This is a genomic window from Rhodococcus sp. 05-339-2, from assembly GCF_002258965.1.
Lineage (GTDB): Bacteria > Actinomycetota > Actinomycetes > Mycobacteriales > Mycobacteriaceae > Rhodococcoides.
Genome location: NZ_NOYW01000018.1, coordinates 486,548 through 508,215, shown reverse-complemented (window position 1 = coordinate 508,215; position 21,668 = coordinate 486,548). Strand labels below are relative to the sequence as shown.

General features: G+C 66.3%; 17 protein-coding genes. 10 read left to right on the top strand and 7 right to left on the bottom strand.

All coding sequences use genetic code 11. The features are described 5' to 3' along the window. Nucleotides 1-33 precede the first annotated feature (33 nt). Nucleotides 34-1,521, bottom strand: a complete 1,488-nt coding sequence (locus CH273_RS20060) for a DUF349 domain-containing protein (RefSeq protein ID WP_032397890.1) — start codon at nt 1,519-1,521, stop codon at nt 34-36. Between the two features lie 152 nt (nt 1,522-1,673). Here CH273_RS20060 and CH273_RS20055 point away from each other — a divergent pair, with 152 nt between their 5' ends. From CH273_RS20055 to CH273_RS20035, 5 genes are all read left to right on the top strand, one after another. Beyond that, nucleotides 1,674-2,396, top strand: coding sequence for a class III extradiol dioxygenase subunit B-like domain-containing protein (locus CH273_RS20055; protein WP_032398402.1), 723 nt, complete (start codon nt 1,674-1,676; stop codon nt 2,394-2,396). Then, nucleotides 2,389-3,318, top strand: a complete 930-nt coding sequence (gene miaA, locus CH273_RS20050) for a tRNA (adenosine(37)-N6)-dimethylallyltransferase MiaA (RefSeq protein ID WP_032397891.1) — start codon at nt 2,389-2,391, stop codon at nt 3,316-3,318. Before CH273_RS20055 ends, miaA begins: the two co-directional genes overlap by 8 nt. A 24-nt stretch (nt 3,319-3,342) precedes the next feature. After that, a complete protein-coding gene (dapF, locus tag CH273_RS20045) occupies nt 3,343-4,212 on the top strand; it encodes a diaminopimelate epimerase (protein WP_032397892.1) in 870 nt (289 codons plus the stop codon). 79 nt (nt 4,213-4,291) lie between these two features. Continuing rightward, nucleotides 4,292-5,842, top strand: a complete 1,551-nt coding sequence (gene hflX / locus CH273_RS20040) for a GTPase HflX (RefSeq protein ID WP_230597009.1) — start codon at nt 4,292-4,294, stop codon at nt 5,840-5,842. 41 nt (nt 5,843-5,883) lie between these two features. Beyond that, nucleotides 5,884-6,939, top strand: coding sequence for a hypothetical protein (locus CH273_RS20035; protein WP_230597010.1), 1,056 nt, complete (start codon nt 5,884-5,886; stop codon nt 6,937-6,939). A gap of 21 nt (nt 6,940-6,960) precedes the next feature. Here CH273_RS20035 and CH273_RS20030 read toward each other — a convergent pair whose 3' ends face one another. From CH273_RS20030 to CH273_RS20015, 4 genes are read right to left on the bottom strand one after another with little or no spacing between them, the layout of a single operon-like run. After that, nucleotides 6,961-7,218: an HPr family phosphocarrier protein gene (locus CH273_RS20030; protein WP_032397893.1), complete on the bottom strand. Its 258-nt coding sequence runs from the start codon at nt 7,216-7,218 to the stop codon at nt 6,961-6,963. Nucleotides 7,219-7,261: 43 nt separating this feature from the next. After that, nucleotides 7,262-9,307, bottom strand: a complete 2,046-nt coding sequence (locus CH273_RS20025) for a PTS fructose transporter subunit IIABC (RefSeq protein WP_032397894.1) — start codon at nt 9,305-9,307, stop codon at nt 7,262-7,264. A gap of 9 nt (nt 9,308-9,316) precedes the next feature. Next, nucleotides 9,317-10,327, bottom strand: a complete 1,011-nt coding sequence (locus CH273_RS20020) for a 1-phosphofructokinase family hexose kinase (RefSeq protein ID WP_032397895.1) — start codon at nt 10,325-10,327, stop codon at nt 9,317-9,319. Further along, the gene (locus CH273_RS20015; RefSeq protein ID WP_032397896.1) at nt 10,324-11,091 is read right to left on the bottom strand and encodes a DeoR/GlpR family DNA-binding transcription regulator; all 768 of its coding nucleotides are present in this window, start codon (nt 11,089-11,091) and stop codon (nt 10,324-10,326) included. The genes CH273_RS20020 and CH273_RS20015 overlap by 4 nt, the downstream gene beginning before the upstream one ends. A 170-nt stretch (nt 11,092-11,261) precedes the next feature. Between CH273_RS20015 and ptsP the strand changes: the two genes are divergently transcribed. The 3 genes from ptsP (at nt 11,262) to CH273_RS20000 (ending at nt 15,581) form a co-directional block, all read left to right on the top strand. Continuing rightward, nucleotides 11,262-12,992 carry a phosphoenolpyruvate--protein phosphotransferase gene (gene ptsP / locus CH273_RS20010; RefSeq protein WP_032397897.1) on the top strand — a complete coding sequence of 577 codons (1,731 nt, stop codon included), beginning with the start codon at nt 11,262-11,264 and terminating at the stop codon, nt 12,990-12,992. Between the two features lie 22 nt (nt 12,993-13,014). Then, complete coding sequence (locus tag CH273_RS20005; protein ID WP_179275522.1) at nt 13,015-14,286, top strand: uracil-xanthine permease family protein; 1,272 nt, start codon at nt 13,015-13,017, stop codon at nt 14,284-14,286. Between the two features lie 152 nt (nt 14,287-14,438). Beyond that, a complete protein-coding gene (locus CH273_RS20000; protein ID WP_032397898.1) occupies nt 14,439-15,581 on the top strand; it encodes an acyl-CoA dehydrogenase family protein in 1,143 nt (380 codons plus the stop codon). A 77-nt stretch (nt 15,582-15,658) separates the two neighbouring features. Here CH273_RS20000 and lexA read toward each other — a convergent pair whose 3' ends face one another. Continuing rightward, nucleotides 15,659-16,342 (bottom strand): transcriptional repressor LexA, encoded by a 684-nt coding sequence (gene lexA / locus CH273_RS19995; protein WP_032398406.1) that lies wholly within the window; start codon nt 16,340-16,342, stop codon nt 15,659-15,661. 384 nt (nt 16,343-16,726) lie between these two features. Here lexA and CH273_RS19990 point away from each other — a divergent pair, with 384 nt between their 5' ends. Then, nucleotides 16,727-17,137, top strand: a complete 411-nt coding sequence (locus tag CH273_RS19990; protein ID WP_032397899.1) for a hypothetical protein — start codon at nt 16,727-16,729, stop codon at nt 17,135-17,137. A gap of 100 nt (nt 17,138-17,237) precedes the next feature. Continuing rightward, nucleotides 17,238-17,702: a transcriptional regulator NrdR gene (gene nrdR / locus CH273_RS19985; RefSeq protein ID WP_008716872.1), complete on the top strand. Its 465-nt coding sequence runs from the start codon at nt 17,238-17,240 to the stop codon at nt 17,700-17,702. Between the two features lie 12 nt (nt 17,703-17,714). On the opposite strand, the gene hrpA is transcribed toward nrdR, so the two are convergent. Next, entirely contained in the window at nt 17,715-21,611 is a 3,897-nt protein-coding gene (gene hrpA / locus CH273_RS19980) for an ATP-dependent RNA helicase HrpA (RefSeq protein WP_032397900.1), read from the bottom strand. Nucleotides 21,612-21,668: the final 57 nt, after the last annotated feature.

Below are 21,668 nucleotides of genomic sequence, written 5' to 3'. Positions count from 1 at the left end.
GATCGGCCGCCCCCGGTCAGGAGTGCCGGTCGATCACAACTCGTCGACGGCGCTCTCTGCTGCGTCGGCCCACTCGCGCCACTGCTGCGCCTGTGCGAGCGCACGCTCGGCATCCTTGGTCTTGCCTGCTGCGGTCGCCTTGGCGGCCTGATCCTCGAACTGAGCCACCCGCTCGCGGAACTGGGCGGCGCGGGCGACGGCCTCGGGATCCGAACGACGCCACTGGGCCTCCACCGCGTCGTGGACGGACTTCTCGATCGCCCTCAGCTTGCCCTCGAGTTCCTGCATCTTCTCGCGCGGAACCTTGCCGATGGCATCCCACTTGTCCTGCAGGTCGCGCAGTGCCGAACGGGCGGCATCGAGGTCCTTGCTCGGATCTATGTGTGTCTTGGCCAGCAGGGCTTCCTTGGCCTCGGCGTTGGCCTCGAACTCGGCGTCCCGCTCGGAGGCCGCGGCGTTGCGGGCAGCGAAGAACACGTCCTGTGCGGCCTTGAAGTTCTTCCACAGCGCGTCGTCGGCATCGCGTGGGGCACGGCCGGATGCCTTCCATTCCACCAGCAGATCGCGGAACGCTGCTGCGGTGGGTCCCCAGTCCGTGGACGACGACAAGGCTCTGGCCCGCTCGACCAGTTCTTCCTTGCGAGTCTTGGCCGCACCGCGCTCACGATCGAGATCGGCGAAATGGGCGCCGCGGCGACGGTTGAAGTTCTCCCGTGCCTTGGAGTACCGCTTCCACAGGGCATCGTCGATCTTGCGGTCGACCCCGCGAATCGTCTTCCACTCGTCGAGGATCTCTCGCAGCCGATCGCCCGCATGCTTCCACTGGGTCGATTCGCTACCGATCTGCTCGGCTTCGACGGCGAGGGCCTCCTTGCGCGCGGTGTGCTCGGCGCGTTCGAGCTCCCTTTCGTGTTTGGCCACCGCTGCTGCGGCGTCCGAATGCTCGACGACCGCGTCGAGTCGCCTGGCGAGCAGATCGAGGTCGCCAATCACAGCAGCGGTCGGCAGGCTCTCCAACAACGCGGACGCTGCGGCCTTGGTCTTCTTGGCATCGCCGGTACCGGAGGTCAGTCGAGCTTCGAGCAGAGCGACCTCGGTGGCCAGATCGTCGTAGCGCCGACCGAAATGGGCGAGTCCTTCCGCCGCGTCTCCTGCCTGCCAGGACCCGATCTGCCGCTCACCGTCGGCGGTGGTCACCCATGCGGTGCCGTCGTCGTCGACTCTGCCGAACTTGCTGGGGTCGCTCGCAGGCGCGACCGTCGGGATCGCGGTCGGGACGTGGGAGGGGGTCGGGTGGGGCTTGGCACCGGCCGAACCGCCGGGACGAGGAGAGCCGGGACCCGGGCCGCCGGGCCTGGGTCCTCCACCGGGCTTCGGTCCACTGCCGGGCTTGGGTCCACCTCCGGGCTTGGGTCCGCCGTGGTTCGCTGCACCGGGCGCGGTCGCACCGGGGGTCTGGGCGGGTGCATCCGAGGATGCAGCCTCTGGGGTGGTGGGAGTGCCGGCGTTCGGGTCGGTCATTGTTCCTCATCTCTGCCGCGCGTCACGGCTGCCTTCAATCGCGATCTGGACACCATTGAACTAGGTGACGACCGATCGGACCATTGAAACAGCTCAGACGACTCGAGGTGGACTCGTCGGGACAAGTCGCGCCACCGACTAGCGTGGTGCTCGTGTTTCGTGCCGCGGCCCTGGTGCCCTCTCCACCGTTGCTGGTCCCCGAACTGATGGGCGCGGGGGCGGCCCGGACAGCCGATCTGCGGACCGCCGCCGTCGACGCGACCACCCATCTGGCGTCGACGGTCGACCGCTGGATCGCCGTCGGCGTCGACCGCGTGTCGTCCACCTACGGCACGGCCACCGTCGGCACGTTCCGGGGCTTCGGAGTCGACGTGGTGGTGAGCCTGTCCGGCGGCGCAGCGCACTCTGCGGCAGATCCGGACCTGCCGCTGGCGGTTCTGATCGCCGGGTGGCTGCGCGGGGTGGCAGCTCCCGACGCTGCGGTCGAGGTCCGCACGATCGCGGCCGATGCGAGCCCCGGGTCGTGCGCCGAGTTCGGCGAGCAGCTGCGCCGAGAGTTCGACGCCTCGGCGGAGACCTGGGGCGTTCTGCTGCTGGCAGACGGGGCTAACACACTGACTCCAAAGGCACCCGGATCGTTCGACGAGCGCGCCGAGGGGGTCCAGCGCAGTATCGACGATGCCCTCGCGAGCGCCGACGTCGATGCATTGGCGGATCTGGATCCGGACCTGTGCGCTTCGCTCGGTGTCGGCGGCAGAGCGGCGTGGCAGGTGCTGGCGGCACTCGCTGGAGCCGATGCGACAACGACGGCCGAGCTCTACCGAGGTGCGCCCTTCGGGGTCGGATACTTCGTGGGGACCTGGGCTCGTGACTGACGGGGCGAGCGATTCGGCCACGACACCGGTCGCGGTCATCGGGCCGACTGCCACAGGAAAGTCCGATCTGGCTCTCGATCTGGCCGAGGAACTCGGCGGCGAAATCGTCAACATCGACGCGATGCAGCAGTACCGGGGGATGGACATCGGGACCGCGAAAGTGCCCGTCGCGCAGCGGCGCGGGATTGCGCACCACCAACTCGATGTGCTCGAGGTCACCGACATCGCTACCGTCGCCCGCTACCAGGAGGCTGCGGTCGCCGACGTCGAGGACATTCGATCGCGGGGTTCGCGGCCGATCATCGTCGGCGGATCGATGATGTACGTGCAGTCGTTGCTCGACGAGTGGGCGTTTCCGGCCACCGACCCCGTCGTCCGAGCGAAATGGGAAGAAGTCCTCGAGCGCGACGGCGTCGAGGAGATCCATCGCGTGTTGACGGCCGCCGATCCCGAGGCTGCCGCGTCGATCCTGCCCACCGACGGCAGGCGCATGGTCCGAGCGCTCGAGGTGGTGGAGCTGACCGGGCAGCCGTTCGCGGCATCGGCCCCGAAGATCGGTGCACCTCGCTGGGGCACGGTGGTGTTGGGAGTCGACCGCGACACGGCCGAACTGGACGAGCGGATCGCCGAGCGCACTCGGCTGATGTTCGAGACGGGATTGCTCGACGAAGTGGAAGGGCTGCTCGCCCTGGGACTGCGTGAGGGCGTCACCGCGTCGCGGGCGATCGGGTACGCGCAGGCTCTCGACGTGCTGGCGGGGGACTACGACGTCGAGCACGCACGCGAACGGACATTCATCGGAACCCGACGCTACGTACGACGCCAGCGATCCTGGTTTCGTCGCGACGAACGCGTCCGGTGGCTCGACGGCACCTCGCCGACGCTGACCTCGGACGCGCTGTCCGCGATCGACCCCTCCTAGCCGTACGCCCGTAGACTCGCGACCATGGAATTCGCCAAAGGCCACGGAACTCAGAACGACTTCGTCGTGCTGCCGGATCCGGCAGCCGAGCTCGAACTCACCAGGTCGGCGGTGTCGGTGTTGTGCGATCGACGCCAGGGCCTCGGTGCCGACGGGATTCTGCGCGTCGCCCGGGCCGGTGTGCTCCGAGATGCAGGCGTACTCGACCGAATGCCGCCGGGTGTCGAGCCCGAGGACTGGTTCATGGACTACCGCAACGGTGACGGCACCATCGCCGAGATGTGCGGCAACGGTGTGCGGGTGTTCGCGCACTACCTGCGGGTGCACGACCTCGAACAACGTGACCAGTTCGTGGTGGGTTCGCGGGCCGGCGCACGCGCTGTGACCGTTCACTCGTTCGACGACACCGACGCCGATGTCACCGTGGCCATGGGGGACGTCACGCTGATGGGCTCGAGCTCGGCGACCCTCGCGGGCGGGACGTACGAGGGCATCGGAATCGACGTCGGCAATCCTCACCTGGCCTGTGTCGACGGTGCGTTGACACGCGCATCCCTCGGCGCGCTCGACTTGTCCCAACCGCCGACACTGGATTCCGAGTTCTTCCCCCACGGTGCGAACGTCGAGATCCTGACCAGGCTCGACGACGGTGCCGTCCAGATGCGTGTGTTCGAACGTGGCGTCGGGGAGACGCGATCCTGTGGCACCGGAACCGTGGCAGCGGCCGCAGCGGCGCTGTCCTACGAGGGCCTCGAGACAGGGGAGGTGAGCGTCGGTGTGCTCGGCGGTCGGGTGCGTGTGAACATCGATCACGTCGGTGCCACTCTGCGCGGGCCGTCGGTGTTGCTGGCCCGGGGCGAGATCGACGACCGGTGGCTGAAGGCTCGGTCCTGACGATCGCGCAGGCCTCGGCACCCACGTGGACCGAAACCCGCGTGCATACGCTGGGCTTTTCGTGGATCATGGAGCTCGTATGACGAACTCACATGAAACATCCCCTGCAGGCGAGCCGGTCGACGACGGTCGCGACGACATCGACGGCGCTTCCGAAACCGAATCCGCCTGGACCCGCGAAGAGTCCGACGCGTGGTCGAGACGACTGGCTCGGTCTCCGCTCGGCGACGAGAACTCCCCGTCCTCCGGCGACATGCAGCTCGAAGACCGCACCGCGCTGCGTCGAGTGGCCGGCCTGTCCACCGAGCTCACCGACGTCACCGAGGTCGAGTACCGGCAGCTGCGGCTCGAACGCGTCGTGCTGGTCGGAGTCTGGACCACCGGTACGGCCGCGCAGGCCGAGTCCAGCATGACCGAACTGGCTGCATTGGCCGAGACCGCCGGCTCGGAGGTGCTCGAAGCGCTGATGCAGCGACGTGACAAGCCCGATGCCGCGACGTACATCGGTTCCGGTAAGGCCAAGGAGGTGCGCGACATCGTCCTCGCGACCGGCGCCGACACGGTCATCTGCGACGGTGAACTGACCCCTGCTCAGCTCAATGCGCTGGAGAAGGTCGTCAAGGTCAAGGTCATCGACCGCACCGCGCTGATCCTCGACATCTTCGCCCAGCACGCGACCTCACGAGAAGGCAAGGCGCAGGTCGCGTTCGCGCAGATGGAATACATGTTGCCCAGGCTTCGCGGCTGGGGCGAATCCATGTCGCGGCAGGCCGGTGGACGGGCAGGCAGTAACGGTGGTGTGGGTCTGCGCGGACCGGGTGAGACGAAGATCGAGACCGACCGTCGACGCATCCGTGAGCGGATGGCCAAGCTGCGCCGCGAGATCAAGGGCATGAAGCAGGCCCGCGACACCAAACGCGAACAGCGCCTGAGCGGTACGGTGCCGTCGATCGCGATCGTGGGCTACACCAACGCAGGCAAGTCGAGCCTGCTCAATGCGCTGACCGGATCCGGTGTGTTGGTTCAGAACGCTCTGTTCGCCACCCTCGATCCCACCACGCGTAAGTCGACGCTCGAGGACGGTCGCGAGATCGTGCTGACCGACACGGTCGGCTTCGTTCGGCATCTTCCGACTCAGTTGGTCGAGGCGTTCCGCTCGACGCTCGAGGAGGTCACCGATGCAGATCTGCTGCTGCACGTGGTCGACGGTTCGGATCCTCTTCCGATCGATCAGATCAAGGCCGTGCGTGAGGTGATCACCGAGGTGGTTCGCGAGCAGGACGCGAAGATGCCGCCGGAGTTGTTGGTGGTCAACAAGATCGACGCTGCCGATCCGGTTCAACTGACTCAGCTGCGCGGGCTGCTCGACGGCGCTCGATTCGTCTCGGCCAAGACCGGCGAGGGAATCGACGCTCTGCGAGATCATCTGGCCGAGATCCTGTCCGAGCCGGACGTGTTGGTCGATGTTCTCGTGCCCTACACCCGTGGTGATCTGGTCGCGCGAATCCATACCGACGGCCGGATCGTGAAGACGGCCCACGAGGAAGAGGGCACGCGTGTGGAAGCTCGTGTGCCGCAATCGCTTGCGGCAGCGCTCGTCGAATTCACGGCGATCGTGCCCAGCGTCTGACCTCGGTGGTGGGACCACGGCTGGTGGCCCGCGGTGCTGTCGTGGCTGTCGTGGCCTCGGCCGCCGCATTCGGGGGAGTCGCCTCGGGTGCACCGATCGAGACCGAAACCTATTGTGGTCCAATCGATCCTGGACTCGCGGAGTTGTCGGGGCTGACCTCGATCGACGGCGTCTTCTACGCGATCGGAGACAGCGGAGCCGACGATCGGGTCGCGGTGCTCGGTGCCGATTGCGCAGTCACGCGATGGATCGACGTGCCCGTCGACCCGTACGACGTCGAGGACCTGACGTCGTACGACGGCTCGCTGTGGTTGGCGGACATCGGCGACAATCAGATGCGCCGCGAGACAGTGGCATTGACGCGAATGGACCCGGCCTCGGGCGCGGGAGAACTGTACCGACTGACCTACCCCGACGGCGCGCACGACGCCGAGACGATACTGATCGAGCCCGGTGGTAGGCCGGTGATCGTGACCAAGGCACTCTCGGGCGTGAGCGGGGTGTACGTACCTGCCGGCGACGAATCCGTCGCCGATCTGACCAGCCCTGGCCCGACGCCGATGCGCAAGGTCGGAGAACTGGCGTTCACGGCAACCGACACGGTCGGTGGGCCGCCGTTCGTGGTCGGATCGATACTGGCGACCGGGGGAGCGGTGAGCGCCGACGGTGCCGTGGCCGCAGTGCGCACCTACACCGACGCCTACCTGTTCCGCGTGCCGGACGGGGACATCGCGTCGGCATTGGTCGATCCGACAGCGCCTCGCGCCGTGGTGCCGCTGCCCGACCAGCCGCAGGGCGAGGCTCTGGTCTTCACCGACGACGGTTCCTTGCTCATCGCATCCGAGGCCGGATTCGGATCCGCGGAGGCCACGCTTCCGCCGATCCTGCGGGTCCCCGACGCGGTCGATCTCGAGATGTCTGCCCCCGAACCTGTTGCTGTGGAGCCGGTATCGCCGACCGTCGTTCCCGAGCAGTCGGCACAGACGCCGACAGCGACGGACTCGGAATGGACATTCCGAGCGGCCGTCGCTGCCGGTGTGGTGCTGATCGCCGGAGCGGTGGGATTCACCGTCCGGCGATCGATGCGTTCTCGCTAGGCGCTTGGCCGAACAGTCTGGTCAGGCATCCAAGTCTGCTTCGACGAGGGCGACCACCTTGTCGTGTGCTGCCTGGTCGTCGCTGCTGACGGTGACTTCGGTGCCCTTGGTGGCACCGAGCGTCATGATCATCAGGGCCGAACCTGCGTCCACGGGCTCGGAGTCGGCCACTGCGAGGGTGACGTCCACGCCGGCTTCGGCGACGGCGTCGGCGATCAGTGCTGCGGGTCGAGCGTGCAGACCGATCGAGGATCCGACGGCGACTGTGGTGCTGGGCATGTGGTGCTCCTTCGTAGTGGGGTTGTTGCGATCGTAGCGAGTGTCAGACGGTGGCGAGTGCCGGATCGAGCTCGGCCTCGGTCGGGGCGTTCTTGCCCTTGACGAACTGCTTGGCCGAGACGACCAGGAACGCCGAGACGATGGTGCCGACGGCCAGAGACACGATGAACCACAGGATGTTTCCGATGGCGAAGAACACGAAGATTCCGCCGTGGGGAGCGCTGAGGGTGACGTCGAAGGCCATGATCATGGCACCGGTGACTGCGCCGCCGGCCATCATCGAGGGGATGACGCGGAACGGGTCGGCCGCGGCGAACGGAATGGCACCCTCGGAGATGAATGCTGCTCCGAGGAACCAGGCAGCCTTGCCGTTCTCACGCTCGGCTTCGGTGAACAGACGCGAGCGAACGGTCGAGGCCAGTGCCATGGCCAGCGGCGGCACCATACCTGCGGCCATGACTGCTGCCATGATGCGCAGTGATGCGGTGTCGGTGACCGACAGGCCTGCGGTTGCGAATGCGTAGGCAGCCTTGTTGACCGGTCCGCCGAGGTCGAAGCACATCATCAGGCCGAGAATGATGCCGAGGATGATGACCGAGGAGCCGCTGAGACCGTTGAGCCAGTCGGTCAGTCCGCTGGTGATCGCGGCGAGCGGCTTGCCGAGCAGCAGGAACATGATCGCGCCGACGATGAGGGTGGCGAACAGCGGGATGATGACGACGGGCATCAGGCCACGCAGTACCGCGGGGATCTTCCATTTGCTGATCCACAGTGCGACGAAGCCGGCGATGAGACCACCGACGAGGCCGCCGATGAAGCCTGCGCCGACGAGAACGGCCACGGCACCGGCGGTGAAGCCTGGCGCGAGTCCCGGCCTGTCGGCGATGGCGTAGGAGATGTAGCCGGCCAGTGCGGGCACCAGGAAGCTGAAGGACAGTGCGCCGATCTGGAAGAGCACGGCACCGAGGTAGGCGGCGATTCCACCTTCGGGGAGGGAGGTGATGGAGTTGTTGACGACGATGTCCTCGGCGACTCCGGAGATCTCGTATCCGCCGAGCAGGAAGCCGAGGGCGATCAGCAGACCGCCGGCGGCGACGAACGGAATCATGTAGCTGACGCCGGTCAAGAGAATCTGGCGGATGCGGGTGCCCCAGCCGAGTTCGCCCGCGGATTCGGTGGAGCCTGCGGCCACTGCGGTACCGCCGACGCGGGCTGCGTCCGGGTTCAGTGCAGCGCGAAGGGCTTCGGTGAGCATGACGTCGGGCTCGTTGATGGCGCGCTTGACGCCCGAGGAGATGACGGGCTTACCGGCGAACCTTTCCCTACCCTTGACGCCCACATCGGTCGCGAAGATGACTGCTTCGGCTCCGGCGATGATCGAGGGGTCCAGCGGCGTGCTGCCGCTCGAGCCCTGGGTCTCGACGTGAACGGTGACTCCGGCACGCTCGCCCGCTGCGACGAGTGAATCGGCAGCCATGTAGGTGTGCGCAATTCCGGTGGGGCAGGCGGTGACTGCGACGATGTGCTTCGGGGCAGTGGTCTCGGCCGGGGTGGCGGCCGCGCTGTGCTTGGCGGTCGACACAGGAGCTGCGGCCGGGGCCGTCACGGCCGGCTTGGCGGCGGGGTTGATGACCCCGTCGACGAGGGTGACGATCTCGGCGGCCGAGGACGCGTTGCGCAGGGAGGTGACGAATTCCGGCTTCACCAGTGCGCGCGCAAGGCTCGAGAGCAGCTTCATGTGGGCCGAACCGGCACCGGCAGGAGCGGCGATGAGGAACACCAGGTCCGCGGGGCCGTCGGGGGCACCGAAGTCGACCTTCGGGTTCAGACGGGCGAATCCGAGAGAGGCCGAGGTGACCGCTTCGGAGCGGCAGTGCGGGATGGCGATGCCGCCGGGCAGGCCGGTTGCCGACTGCGCCTCGCGGGCCAGAGCGGCGTCGCGCAGGGCATCGGTTTCGGTTGCGCGACCCGCGGAAGCCAGAACGCCTGCGAGGCGTTCGATGACGGCTTCCTTGGACTCGCCGAGATCGGCGTCGAGGAGGATCAGATCCTCGGCGATGATCTGCTGATCTTCGGTGGGGGTGGACATTGCAGGCTCCTAGAGACGGTTCGAAGAAGGGGAGAGCGTGGACGGAGTGACGGAGGTGGGGATGTCGAGCGCACGGACCGTCACCGAATTCGGGTGGGTCTGCTCGGGCAGGGGAAGCGTGGTGCCTGGAAGCGCGGTCGCTGCCGTTCCGTAGGCGACGGCGCGGCGGAGTTTGTCTGCATCGGAACAGTTCTCGGCGTCGGCGAGGATGTAGCCGGCGAGCGAGGAATCGCCTGCGCCGACCGTGCTGACCGCGGTGATCGGGGGCGGGCTAGCGTACCAGGAACCGTCCTCGGTGACCAGTACGGCTCCGGCACTGCCGAGAGTGGCAAGTACCGCGCCGACGCCTCGGCCGAGAAGGATCGTGCTGGCTGCGATGGCAGCCGTCGGATCGCCCTGCGCCGCTGCGCTTTCCAGCTCTTCGGAATCGTACCCGGTGAGTTGGGCGAGTTCCTCGGAATTGGGTTTGATCAGATCGGGTGCCGACTCCGGGAAGGCAGCGGCGAGAGCGAGCAACGGCTCGTCGGAGGTGTCCACCGCGACTTTCGCCGACGTGGCACGCAGGGCAGTGACGAGCTCGGCATACCAGTCGACGGGGAGGCCCGGCGGGAGCGAACCGGAGAGAACCACCCATTCGGCATCGACTGCGAGAGCGAGGATCCGCTCCCGCAGCTCCGCACGGGTCCGCTCCGACACCGTGGCACCGGGCTCGTTGATCTTGGTGGTGGTGCCACCGACTTCGCTCACCGTGATGTTGGTCCGCGCCGGACCCGACGTCGGAACCGCGGAATACCGCACTCCCTTCGCGGCCATCGCGTCGAGCAGGGGGTCTCCAACGTTGGCCGGGAGAACTGCCAACGCCCCGACTCCCGATCCGCCGAGAACGCGAGCGACGTTGACGCCCTTGCCTCCTGGGTCGATGGCCGACGTCGATGCCCGGTGTACGCCGCCACGGACGAGCGGCGTGTCGAGTGTGACCGTCCGGTCCATGCTCGGGTTGGCCGTGAGTGTGACCATCATGCGATCACCACCTCGATTCCTTTGTCGCTGAGATTCTTTCGGTCATTTATCGAGATATCGCTATCGGTGACGATGACATCGATGGAGCCCACTCGGGCGAAGCTGACCAGATGCTCGCGCCCGATCTTCGACGAATCCGCCAGCACCACGACATGATTGGCTGCCTCGACCATGGCACGCTTGACGGCTGCCTCGTCGCTGTCGGGAGTGGACAGTCCGTGCCCGACGCTGATGGCATTGGTGCCGATGAACGCGACGTCCACCCGGAGCCATTCGAGGGCACTCAGCGCTTCGTCGCCGACTGCCGCCTGGGTGGTCCCGCGTACCCGCCCGCCGAGTAGTCGAAGGTTGACATTCGACATCGTCGCGGCGCGCGCGGCGATCGGGACCGAGTTGGTCACCAACGTCAGTTCGCGATCGTGAGGAAGCAAACCGGCGAGTCGACCGGTTGTGGTGCCGGCATCGAACACGGCGCTGCCTCCGACGGGAGGGAGGAAGGACAGGGCGGCGGCCGCGATCGCGTCCTTCTGATCGGCCCGGGTGAACTCTCGTTCCGAGACGCCCGGTTCGAGTGTGGTCAGTGCCGACGCGGGCACTGCGCCACCGTGTACGCGGCGCACGACACCCATTCGATCGAGGGTGGCGAGATCACGGCGCACGGTTTCCGTTGTGACGCCGTAGGTGGCGGAGAGATCGTTGACGGAGACGCGGCCCTGGGTGCTGATGAGTTCGGCTATGGAGTGCTGTCGTTCTTCTGCGTACACCTGCGTCTCCTTCCTCGTTGATGTTGCTTTATGTTGTTTTACGCCCGTGTGTGTTGACATGTCAAGGGTTTGGAGTAATCTCGGTCACAACACAAGCGACTGATGGCCCCCACCACAGCTCGCCGGACAGTACGAAGACCTTTGTTCACGCAGGATCCGAGGAGGACCACATGACGGGATCGGTTAGCACCGCTTCGACCGGACACAGAGACACGACAGTCGATGCAGCCGGAACCGGAGCAGCGCAGACCACGCTGCACGGCACGCCTGTCGTGCCCGGCGTGGGATACGGCCGCGTGATCCGCCCCGGTGCCCGTCCCGCCATCCCTGCCGATACCGGCGAGGTGGCCGAGGCGGATCGAGATGCCGAGAAGGACGTCTTCGACGCCGCAGCGAACGCCGTCGCCGCTCGACTGCGCGGTCGCGCGGAGCTGGCGACCGGAGCTGCCTCGGAAGTCCTGTCGGCCAACGCCGCGATGGCAACGGACCGCGGCTGGCTGGGAGCCGCGCGCTCCTCGATCGCCAAGGGCAGTTCGGCCGTCACCGCGACAGCGGCGGCGACGGACAAGTTCGCCGCGATGTTCACCCAGCTCGGCGGACTGATGGCAGAGCGCGTGACCGACCTGCGCGACATCCGTGATCGCGTCATCGCCGAGATCCTCGGCGTTCCGGAGCCCGGTGTTCCGGTGCCGGACGAACCGTCCGTGCTGTTCGCCGACGACCTGGCACCCGCCGACACCGCCGGCCTCGACCCCGCGCTGATCGTGGGTCTGGCCACCTCGCTGGGCGGTCCGACCAGCCACACCGCGATCATCGCGCGTCAGTTGGGCATTCCGTGCATCGTCGCCGTGGCAGGCCTCGACGACATCGCCGCGGGTACGAACGCATCGGTCGACGGCACCAGCGGCCGGATCGAACTCGAACCCGATGCCGAGTCGGCCCGCGCCGCCGTCGTCTCCGCCCGCGACGAGCTCGACCGGGTGTCCCAGTGGGTCGGTCCCGGTACCACCGCCGACGGCCACGCAGTCGACATTCTCGCCAACGTCCAGGACGGTGCCGGTGCTCGCGCGGCGCGATCCAGTGCAGCGGACGGCGTCGGACTGTTCCGTACCGAACTGTGCTTCCTCGACCGCGACTCCGAACCCACCGTCGACGAGCAGGCCGAGATCTACGCCCAGGTACTCGACGCGTTCGCGGGCAAGAAGGTCGTCGTACGGACTCTCGACGCAGGCTCGGACAAGCCGCTTCGGTTCGCCACGCATCCCGACGAGGCAAACCCGGCCCTCGGCATTCGCGGAATCCGCATCGCCGAGGCCGACCGCGGGATTCTGTACCGCCAGCTCGACGGCATCGCGGCAGCCGCGAAGGCGACCGACTCCTCCCCGTGGGTGATGGCTCCGATGATCGCAACCGCGTTGGAAGCGAAGGATTTCGCCGCCGACGTCCGTGAACGAGGACTCACCCCCGGCGTCATGATCGAGGTACCCGCAGCCGCGCTGCTCGCCGAACACATCCTCGAGCACGTCGATTTCCTGTCCATCGGCACCAATGACCTGGCGCAGTACACGATGGCCGCGGACCGTATGTCCGCTCAGCTCGCCGGCCTGACCGATCCGTGGCAGCCGGCGGTACTGGCACTGGTCGCCCACACCGCTGCCGCGGGAGCCAAGGCAGGCAAGCCGGTCGGGGTCTGCGGCGAGGCCGCTGCCGATCCGCTCCTGGCCTGTGTGTTGGTCGGCCTCGGCATCACCTCTCTGTCCGCTGCATCGGCTGCCGTCGCGCACGTGGGTTCGAAGTTGGCGACGGTCACGCTCGATCAGTGCAAGGAAGCGGCCGCCGCAGCCCTGAAAACGGACAGCACCGCCGCCGCGCGCGAGGCAGTGAGCGCGATCCTCGGCTGATCCAATAGTGTTGCCTTCCATCATGAGAACTCTGGGTTGGACGCTGCACGGAAACGGAAAGACCGTCGAGGCCGGGGCGGTGGTCTCACCCGACGAACGATTGACGTGGCCACGCACCATCGGTATCGGAATGCAGCATGTCGTCGCGATGTTCGGTGCGACACTGCTGGTTCCGACGATCACCGGATTTCCGGTATCGACGACGCTGCTGTTCTCGGGCATAGGAACGGCACTGTTCCTCGTCATCACTCGAGGGCGCGTTCCCAGCTACCTGGGTTCGTCCTTCGCTTTCCTGGCCCCGCTCGGTGCCACCCAAGCGAACGGACCCGCAGCCCAACTCGGAGCGGTCCTGTGTGTCGGCCTCGTACTGGCCGCCGTCGGCTTCGTGGTGAAGTTCGCGGGCCAACGGGTCCTCGACGCGGCCATGCCGCCCGTCGTGACCGGTGCCGTCGTCGTGCTCATCGGGCTGAACCTGGCGCCGGCCGCCACCACGTCGTTCGAGGCACAGCCGCTGATCGCAGCCGTAACCCTGATCGCGATTCTGCTGGCGACGGCGCTCGGACCCGGCTTGATCGGGCGACTCGGAATTCTGCTCGGTGTCGTCGTGGGTTGGGTGTTCGCCGCCGTCACCGGGGGCATCGCGCAACCACGCCTCGACGCACTGAGCGCGGCGAGCTGGATCGGTCTGCCCGAGTTCCGCGGTCCGTCCTTCGAGCTGTCGGTGATCCTGGTGGCGCTGCCGGTGGTGATCGTCCTCGTCGCCGAGAACGTGGGACACGTCAAAGCCGTCGCGGCGATGACCGGCAAGAACCTCGACGACGTGGCCGGTGACGCATTGATCGCCGACGGGCTGGCGACCACACTCGCCGGAGCAGGCGGCGGTTCGGGAACCACCACCTACGCGGAGAACATCGGTGTCATGGCTGCCACCCGCGTGTACTCGACCGCGGCGTATTGGGTCGCATCGATCACGGCGATGGTGCTCGCGTTCTCGCCCAAGTTCGGTGCGCTGATCTTCACCGTCCCCGACGGAGTCATCGGCGGCGCGACTCTGGTGCTGTACGGCCTGATCGGGCTTCTCGGCGTACGCATCTGGACCGACGCGAAGGTCGACTTCACCGACCCGGTCAATCTCATCGTCGTTGCGGCGGCGCTGGTCGCCGGAATCGGTGACCTGACACTGTCCGTCGGATCGGTCGAACTCGGCGGTATCGCCTGGGGTTCGGTGGGCATCCTGCTGGGGTACCCGATCGTCTCGGCGCTCGCCAGGAGTGCAGGCACTCGAGGTCGATAGCGGGGTCGGTCACGGATCGCGCGCGTTTTGGTCATCGACCGCCCCGACGCCGCGGACGTAGTGTTTCCCTGTGACGTCAGTCGTACCGGCGATCGAGATTCGTAGAGATTTCGCGTGGTCGCTGCCGGTATGCACCGAACAAGGAGACATTCGTGGAACGCACACTTTTCGAGCCCGAGCACGAGCTGTTCCGGGAGTCGTACCGGAAATTTCTCGATCAGCACGTAGCGCCGAACCACGCGAAGTGGGAAGAGCAGAACATCGTCGATCGCGACGTCTGGGTCGAGGCCGGTAAGCAGGGCTTCCTCGGAACGGCAGCGCCCGAGGAATTCGGCGGCGGCGGAGTCAAGGACTTCCGCTACAACGCCATCGTCACCGAGGAAACCACCCGTGGCGGATACAGCGGTATCGGTTTCACCCTGCACAACGACGTCGTCGCGCCGTACCTGATCGATCTCGCGAACGACGAGCAGAAGGCGCGCTGGCTTCCCGGATTCTGCTCCGGCGAACTGATCACCGCGATCGCGATGACCGAGCCGGGAACCGGAAGCGACCTGCAGGGAATCAAGACCAAGGCCGTACGTGACGGTGACGACTGGGTGCTCAACGGCTCGAAGACGTTCATCACCAACGGAATCAACGCCGATCTGGTGATCGTCGTGGCCTGCACCGACCCCGAGAAGGGCGCGCAGGGCTTCAGTCTGCTGGTCGTCGAACGTGACATGCCCGGATTCGAGCGAGGCCGCAACCTCGACAAGATCGGCATGAAGGCCCAGGACACCGCCGAACTCAGCTTCACCGACGTTCGTGTGCCCGCCGCCAACCTGCTCGGCGACGAGGGCATGGGCTTCATCTACCTGATGCAGAACTTGCCGCAGGAACGCCTGTCGATCGCCGTCGTCGCGGCCGCCGCGATGGAATCCGCGCTTGAGATGACTATTCAGTACTGCCGCGACCGCAAGGCCTTCGGAAAGTCGATCGGCAAGTTCCAGAACACGCGCTTCGTGTTGGCGGAACTGGCCACCGAAACCACCGCGACCCGCATCATGGTGGACAAGTTCATCGAACTGCTCAACGCAGACAAGTTGACTGTGCAAGAAGCTGCCATGGCGAAGTGGTGGACCACCGAGAATCAGGTCAAACTGATCGACCGGTGCCTTCAGCTGCACGGCGGCTACGGCTACATGAAGGAATACCCGATCGCCAAGGCGTACATGGACTCTCGTGTGCAGACCATCTACGGCGGCACCACCGAGATCATGAAGGAGATCATCGGCCGCGGATTGAATCTGTGATCCGCTGATCCGTGAAATGCGAAGGGCCGCAGCACTCCTGTGCTGCGGCCCTTCGCATTTCACCTCGGTGACGATTCCTACAGCTTGCGCATCACGGTGACGACCTTGCCGAGGATCGCGGCGTTGTTGCCCGGGATCGGCTCGAACAGCGGGTTGTGCGGCAGCAGCCACACCTCGCCCTTGGACCGCTTGAACGTCTTGACGGTGGCCTCGCCGTCGATCATCGCGGCGACGATGTCGCCGTTGTCGGCCACGGACTGCTGACGAACCACCACCCAGTCACCGTCGCAGATGGCCGCATCGATCATCGATTCACCGACCACCTTGAGCAGGAACAGCGAACCCTGTCCGACCAGCTCGCGGGGGAGCGGGAAGACGTCCTCGACGGCTTCCTCGGCCAGAATCGGACCGCCTGCAGCGATCCGGCCCAGTACCGGCACGAACGTCGGGGTAGGCAACCGATCCTGCTCCTCGGACGCCTGCGATCCGTCGACCGCGGCGGCTGCCTGATCGGCCTGCACTTCGTCGAGACCGCGGACGTCGACGGCGCGGGGCCGGTTGGCGTCGCGCCGGAGGAAACCCTTGCGTTCGAGCGTACGGAGCTGATGAGCGACGGAGGAGGTCGATGTCAGGCCGACTGCGTCACCGATCTCTCGAATGCTCGGTGGGTAACCGCGCTCGGTCACCGAAGCTCGAATGACCTCGAGTACCTTCCGTTGCCGCTCCGTCAGACCCGCGCTGATGTCGGTGCCGACTTCCATGGCCTTGGATGTCGGTTCCGCGGCAGGCTTAGCCGCTGCGGCCTTCGGTGCGGTGGCCCTGGCTCCGGTCGCCTTGGAACCGGTGGTCGTGGAAAGCGTGGTCGACCTCGTCGAGGTCTCGTCCTTCATGCTGTCGGCCTCCTGCTGGTGTCCTGGATCCGGTCTGCGTGGTAGGTCTGCGCGGACTGGAGTTGATGGTGTCGACTCGTGTGGCGTGTGGTTTCTGACACGAATCTAGCGTGTATCAGCTGTTGAATCAAACATCTGTTCGACTCGTGTCGCGTTTTCTGCAGACTTTGTCGGAGGCTCGTGATAGAACTTCGAACAAGCGTCCATCGAACGCCTGATCGAACAATCGATCCAACGAGCGAAGTCGAGGTTCCGATGACCATCATCACCGATCGCCCCACCGCCGCCGGTGTCCGCGCCCGATCCACTGCCGTCGAGCGCCGCCGCCGGGCGCGTCCCGTTCTGCAGAGTCCCATCGGAACACACGGTGTCACGGGACCCCGCACACAGAGTTCACCGTGCCTCCCGGTCCTCGATCCGTCGTGGACCGATGTCACCGATCGCGAGCAGGCCGATCGCGAGTTCGACGCGACCTCGGCGCACTTCGCCGGCCAGCCGGTTCGGATGCGTTCGATCGTGCTGACGGTGTTGGCGGTCCTGGTGGTGGCGGGCGGGCTGATCGGCATCGCGAACCTGCGGGCCGTCGCCCCCGATGCCGGCGCGCAACCGGCGGGTGTGGTCGAGGTGCACGACGGAGCTGTCGTCGAGTACACGCCCGGCAGATGACCACCGGCACCGTCGGGTTCGACGAGACTGAGTATCCTCGACAGACTGCCCCGATGTGCGTGCTCGTCGTCGGAGCATCGGCTACGACGGAGGATCCCTCATGCATTGCCCGTTCTGCAGGCATCCCGACTCACGCGTGGTCGACTCGCGTGAGATGGACGAGGGGCAAGCAATCCGGCGTCGTCGCTCCTGCCCGGAGTGCGGTCGCCGATTCACGACGGTCGAGGCCGCAGTGCTGGCCGTCGTGAAACGCAGTGGTGTCACCGAGCCGTTCAGCCGAGAGAAGGTCGTCAAGGGAGTCCGTCGCGCCTGCCAGGGCAGAGATGTCGACAACGACGCGCTGAACCTACTGGCACAACAGGTCGAGGACGCCATCCGTGCAGCGGGATCCGCGGAGATCCCCAGCAACGAAGTGGGCTTGGCCATTCTCGGTCCACTCCGTGACCTGGACGAAGTGGCCTACCTTCGCTTCGCTTCCGTCTACCGCTCGTTCAGCTCGGCAGAAGACTTCGAGAAGGAAATCCACGAACTGCGCAAGCACCGCGAGTCCGCAGACATCGACTGACAGGCCCGGCCATCAGCGACGCTGGTCCGAGATCGCCTTCTCGATGCGCTTCTCCGACACCGGGTATGCCGTGCGAATGCCCTGCGCGAACAGTCCGACGCGCAACTCCTCGATCATCCAGAACAGTTCCTGTACCCCGGAGCTGTTCTTTCTGCTCTCCGGCAGCGAATCCAACAGTCGCCCGTACGAGGCGTACACCCGATCGAGCACGTCCATCGCAGCCGCGTCCCGGCCTGCACTGCTCGGCAGCGTCGCCAACCGCTTGGTCGCCGCGGCGAGGTAGCGCGGCAGGTCTGCGAGTCTGCGAGAGCCGAATTCGGTGACGAACCCTCGAAAGATCAAGCCGTCGAACTGTTCCCGAACATCGTCCGCCGGCTCGCCCGAGGAGGACTGAAGTTGCGCGGACAGCGCCAGGGCGGCGGTCAACACCGGGCGAACCAACGCCAGGACCGCAGCGGTGCGCTGCGGAACCTCGGCGTTGACGAGTGCCCTCAGTTTCTCGAAGGCATCGGGATCCCGGACCGGTCCTCCGTGCGCATCCATGGCCTCTTCGACCGCAAGTACTCGGCACTCCTCGAGGAGTGCGTCGACTCCACCGTACGGATTCTGGCCCAGTGCAAGACGTTCCGTGGTCGGTAGGCCGGCCAGCAATGCCTTGGTGCCCTTCGGAGCCGTCGACAGAAGCAGAGTTCTGGTTCCCGAGCGCATTGCCGCCCGCGCCTCGGCGGGGGTGCTGAGGACCCGCACCGCGACGCCGGGTCCTTCCGGAACCAGCGCCGGATAGCCGGTGACCTTCTGTCCACCGACCTGCCGAGTCACCGTCGGCTCCAACCGACCCAGCGTGCCGGAGGTCCAGGCCAGAGAGGGTGCGCGCTCCGCGTCGCCGACCGCGCTCGCCACCTGACGGCCGACCTCACCCGACAGGCTCGTCCGAAGAGCAGTCAGATCCTTGTTGCTGCCCAGCACCTTTCCGGACGGGTCGACGGCCGCGAACGTCATCTTCAGATGCTCGGGCAGCGCGGCGGGGTCGAAGTCCTTCGCCGTGATGTCGCACCGGGCAGCCCGGGACAACTCACGGGCCAACGCCGTCACCAGAGTTTCCGCGCGCGGCTTCATGGCCGCCAACGCCGCGGCCGCGAAGTCGGGAGCCGGAACCACGTTGCGCCGCAGTGCCTTCGGCAGCGTCTTGATCAATGCGGTGACCAGCTCGCCGCGCATTCCCGGGACCAGCCAGTCGAAGCCCACCGGCTGTACCTGAGCGAGCAGCGCGATCGGAATGCGCGCGGTGACTCCGTCGGCCGCGGTGCCCGGCTCGAACTGATACGTCAGTGGGAATTGGATCTCGCCCTGTCGCCATGCGTCGGGATACGCGCCGGTCAGTACCGAGGCTGCGTCGGAGTTGACGACGGTGTCGGTGGTGAAGTCGAGTAGGTGCGGGTCCTGTCTGCGTGCCTTCTTCCACCAGGTGTCGAAGTGTCGCGCCGACACCGCCTCCGGGGCGATACGTGCGTCGTAGAAGTCGAAGAGAGCGTCGTCGTCGACCACGATGTCTCGTCGCCGAGCGCGATGTTCGAGTTCACCCACGTCGTCGAGCAGCGCCCGGTTCTTGTGGAAGAACGCGTGCTGGGTCTTCCATTCACCCTCCACCAGCGCATGTCTGATGAACAGCTCTCGAGACGCCTCGGCGTCGATGCGGTGATAGTTCACCGGACGTTGCGTCACCAACGGAATGCCGTAGAGCGTCACCCGTTCGTAGGCCATCGCCGATTCCCGTTTGATGGACCAGTGCGGCTCCGAGTACGTCCGCTTGACCAGGTGCGGCGCCAACCGCTCGGCCCACTCGGGCTCGATGCGCGCAGCCATCCGGCCCCACAGGCGTCCGGTCTCGACCAATTCGGCGGCCATGACCCAGCGCGGGGGCTTCTTGAACAGACCCGACCCGGGGAAGATTGCGAAGTGAGCCCCACGCGCGCCGAGGAACTCACGCTTGTCACCCTCCCGGAGCCCGATGTGCGAGAGCAGTCCGGACAGCAGCGACTGATGCAGCGCGGTCTCGGTGGAGTCGGCGTCGGGAACCGTCCACCCGAGTCCACGGGTGATCTGACGTAGCTGACCGTGCAGATCCTGCCACTCGCGAATACGTAGGTAGTGCAGGAACTCGGTGCGGCACATACGGCGGAACTGGTTGGAGGACAACTCGTTCCGCTGTTCGCGCAAATAGGTCCACAGCTTCACGTACGCGAGGAAGTCGGAGTTCTCCACCGCGAAGCGCGCATGCTTCTCGTCCGACGCCTGCTGATGCTCTGCCGGCCGCTCCCGAACGTCCTGGATCGACAGCGCGGCAACGACCACCAACGCATCGCGGAGAGACCCGTTGCCGTTGGCCTCGACCAGCATTCGCGCCATCCGTGGATCGACCGGAAGCGCCGAGAGTTCCCGGCCGATGTGGGTGAGCTCCGCGGTGCCGTCCTTGGTGGCAGGCTTCAGTGCCCCGAGCTCTTCGAGCAGTCCGATTCCGTCTCGGATGCTCCGCGGATCGGGTGGTTCGACGAACGGGAACGCGTCGATCTTGCCCAGCCCGAGTGCGGTCATCTGAAGGATCACCGACGCCAGGTTGGTACGCAGAATCTCCGGCTCGGTGAACTGCGGACGCGACTCGAAATCTTCTTCCGAGTACAGCCGGATGCAGATGCCGTCGGCAACGCGGCCGCAGCGGCCGGCCCGCTGCCGAGCCGATGCCTGGGAGATCGGCTCGATGGGAAGGCGTTGAACCTTGGTACGCAACGAGTATCGCGAGATGCGGGCGGTACCCGGGTCGACCACGTAGCGGATTCCGGGGACCGTCAGCGATGTTTCCGCAACGTTCGTCGAGAGCACCACGCGCCTGCCCGAGTGCGGGGAGAACACTCGATGTTGTTCGGCCGCAGAGAGTCTCGCATAGAGTGGAACGATCTCGGTGTTGCGCAGATTTCGGTCGTTCAAGGCGTCGGCGGTGTCGCGAATCTCGCGCTCACCGGACAGGAACACCAGAATGTCACCGTCGCCCTCGGCTATCAACTCGTCGACGGCCTGGCACGTCGCGTCGACGGGGTCGAGATCGATCGTGGTGTCCCCGGCGTCGACGGTCAGTGGCCGGTAGCGCATCTCGACCGGGAACGTGCGGCCGGAGACCTCGATGATCGGCGCGGGCACGCCGTCGCGCGCGAAGTGCCGAGCGAAACGCTCGGGATCGATCGTCGCCGAGGTGATGACGATCTTCAGGTCGGGTCGGCGGGGGAGGAGCTGCGCGAGGTAGCCCAGGATGAAATCGATGTTGAGGCTGCGCTCGTGGGCCTCGTCGATGATCAGGGTGTCGTACTGGCGGAGCAGCCGGTCTCGCTGGATCTCCGCCAGCAGGATGCCGTCGGTCATCAGCTTGACGAGGGTCGCATCCGAGGACTGATCGGTGAATCTCACCTTGTAGCCGATGGATTCACCCAGTGGTTCACCCACCTCCTCGGCGATGCGTTCGGCGACGGTGCGAGCGGCGAGTCGACGGGGCTGTGTGTGACCGATCGAGCCCCGGATCCCGCGCCCCAGTTCGAGGCAGATCTTGGGGATCTGAGTGGTCTTGCCGGAGCCGGTCTCGCCGGCGACGATCACCACCTGGTGCTCGGCGATGGCCGCGGCGATGTCGTCCTTGCGAAGACTGACCGGAAGTGACTCGGGGAATTCGAGCTTGGGCACTGCAGCGCGGCGGTTGGCGACCACGGTCTCGGCGCGGGTGATGTCGCGGTCGAGTGCGGCGAACGCGTCGTCGGTACGCGCATTGTCCAATCGCCGCCGCAGCCGGTTCTCGTCGCGGATGGTGACCTGGGCCAGACGTGTGGCGAGAGCGCGACGCTGAACGGACGGGTTCGAGGTAGACATACTTCACCCAGGATATCGGTTTCGGCAGTGCCACCGAATGCAGGTCGTGACTGTGCC

Bases quoted from the DNA above. Each gene is read 5' to 3' on its own strand.
- CH273_RS20060 (WP_032397890.1), bottom strand. From the start codon at position 1,521: ATGACCGACCCGAACGCCGGCACTCCCACCACCCCAGAGGCTGCATCC.
- dapF (WP_032397892.1), top strand. From the start codon at position 3,343: ATGGAATTCGCCAAAGGCCACGGAACTCAGAACGACTTCGTCGTGCTG.
- hflX (WP_230597009.1), top strand. From the start codon at position 4,292: ATGACGAACTCACATGAAACATCCCCTGCAGGCGAGCCGGTCGACGAC.
- CH273_RS20030 (WP_032397893.1), bottom strand. From the start codon at position 7,218: ATGCCCAGCACCACAGTCGCCGTCGGATCCTCGATCGGTCTGCACGCT.
- CH273_RS20025 (WP_032397894.1), bottom strand. From the start codon at position 9,307: ATGTCCACCCCCACCGAAGATCAGCAGATCATCGCCGAGGATCTGATC.
- CH273_RS20020 (WP_032397895.1), bottom strand. From the start codon at position 10,327: ATGATGGTCACACTCACGGCCAACCCGAGCATGGACCGGACGGTCACA.
- ptsP (WP_032397897.1), top strand. From the start codon at position 11,262: ATGACGGGATCGGTTAGCACCGCTTCGACCGGACACAGAGACACGACA.
- CH273_RS20005 (WP_179275522.1), top strand. From the start codon at position 13,015: ATGAGAACTCTGGGTTGGACGCTGCACGGAAACGGAAAGACCGTCGAG.
- lexA (WP_032398406.1), bottom strand. From the start codon at position 16,342: ATGGAAGTCGGCACCGACATCAGCGCGGGTCTGACGGAGCGGCAACGG.
- CH273_RS19990 (WP_032397899.1), top strand. From the start codon at position 16,727: ATGACCATCATCACCGATCGCCCCACCGCCGCCGGTGTCCGCGCCCGA.
- nrdR (WP_008716872.1), top strand. From the start codon at position 17,238: ATGCATTGCCCGTTCTGCAGGCATCCCGACTCACGCGTGGTCGACTCG.
- hrpA (WP_032397900.1), bottom strand. From the start codon at position 21,611: ATGTCTACCTCGAACCCGTCCGTTCAGCGTCGCGCTCTCGCCACACGT.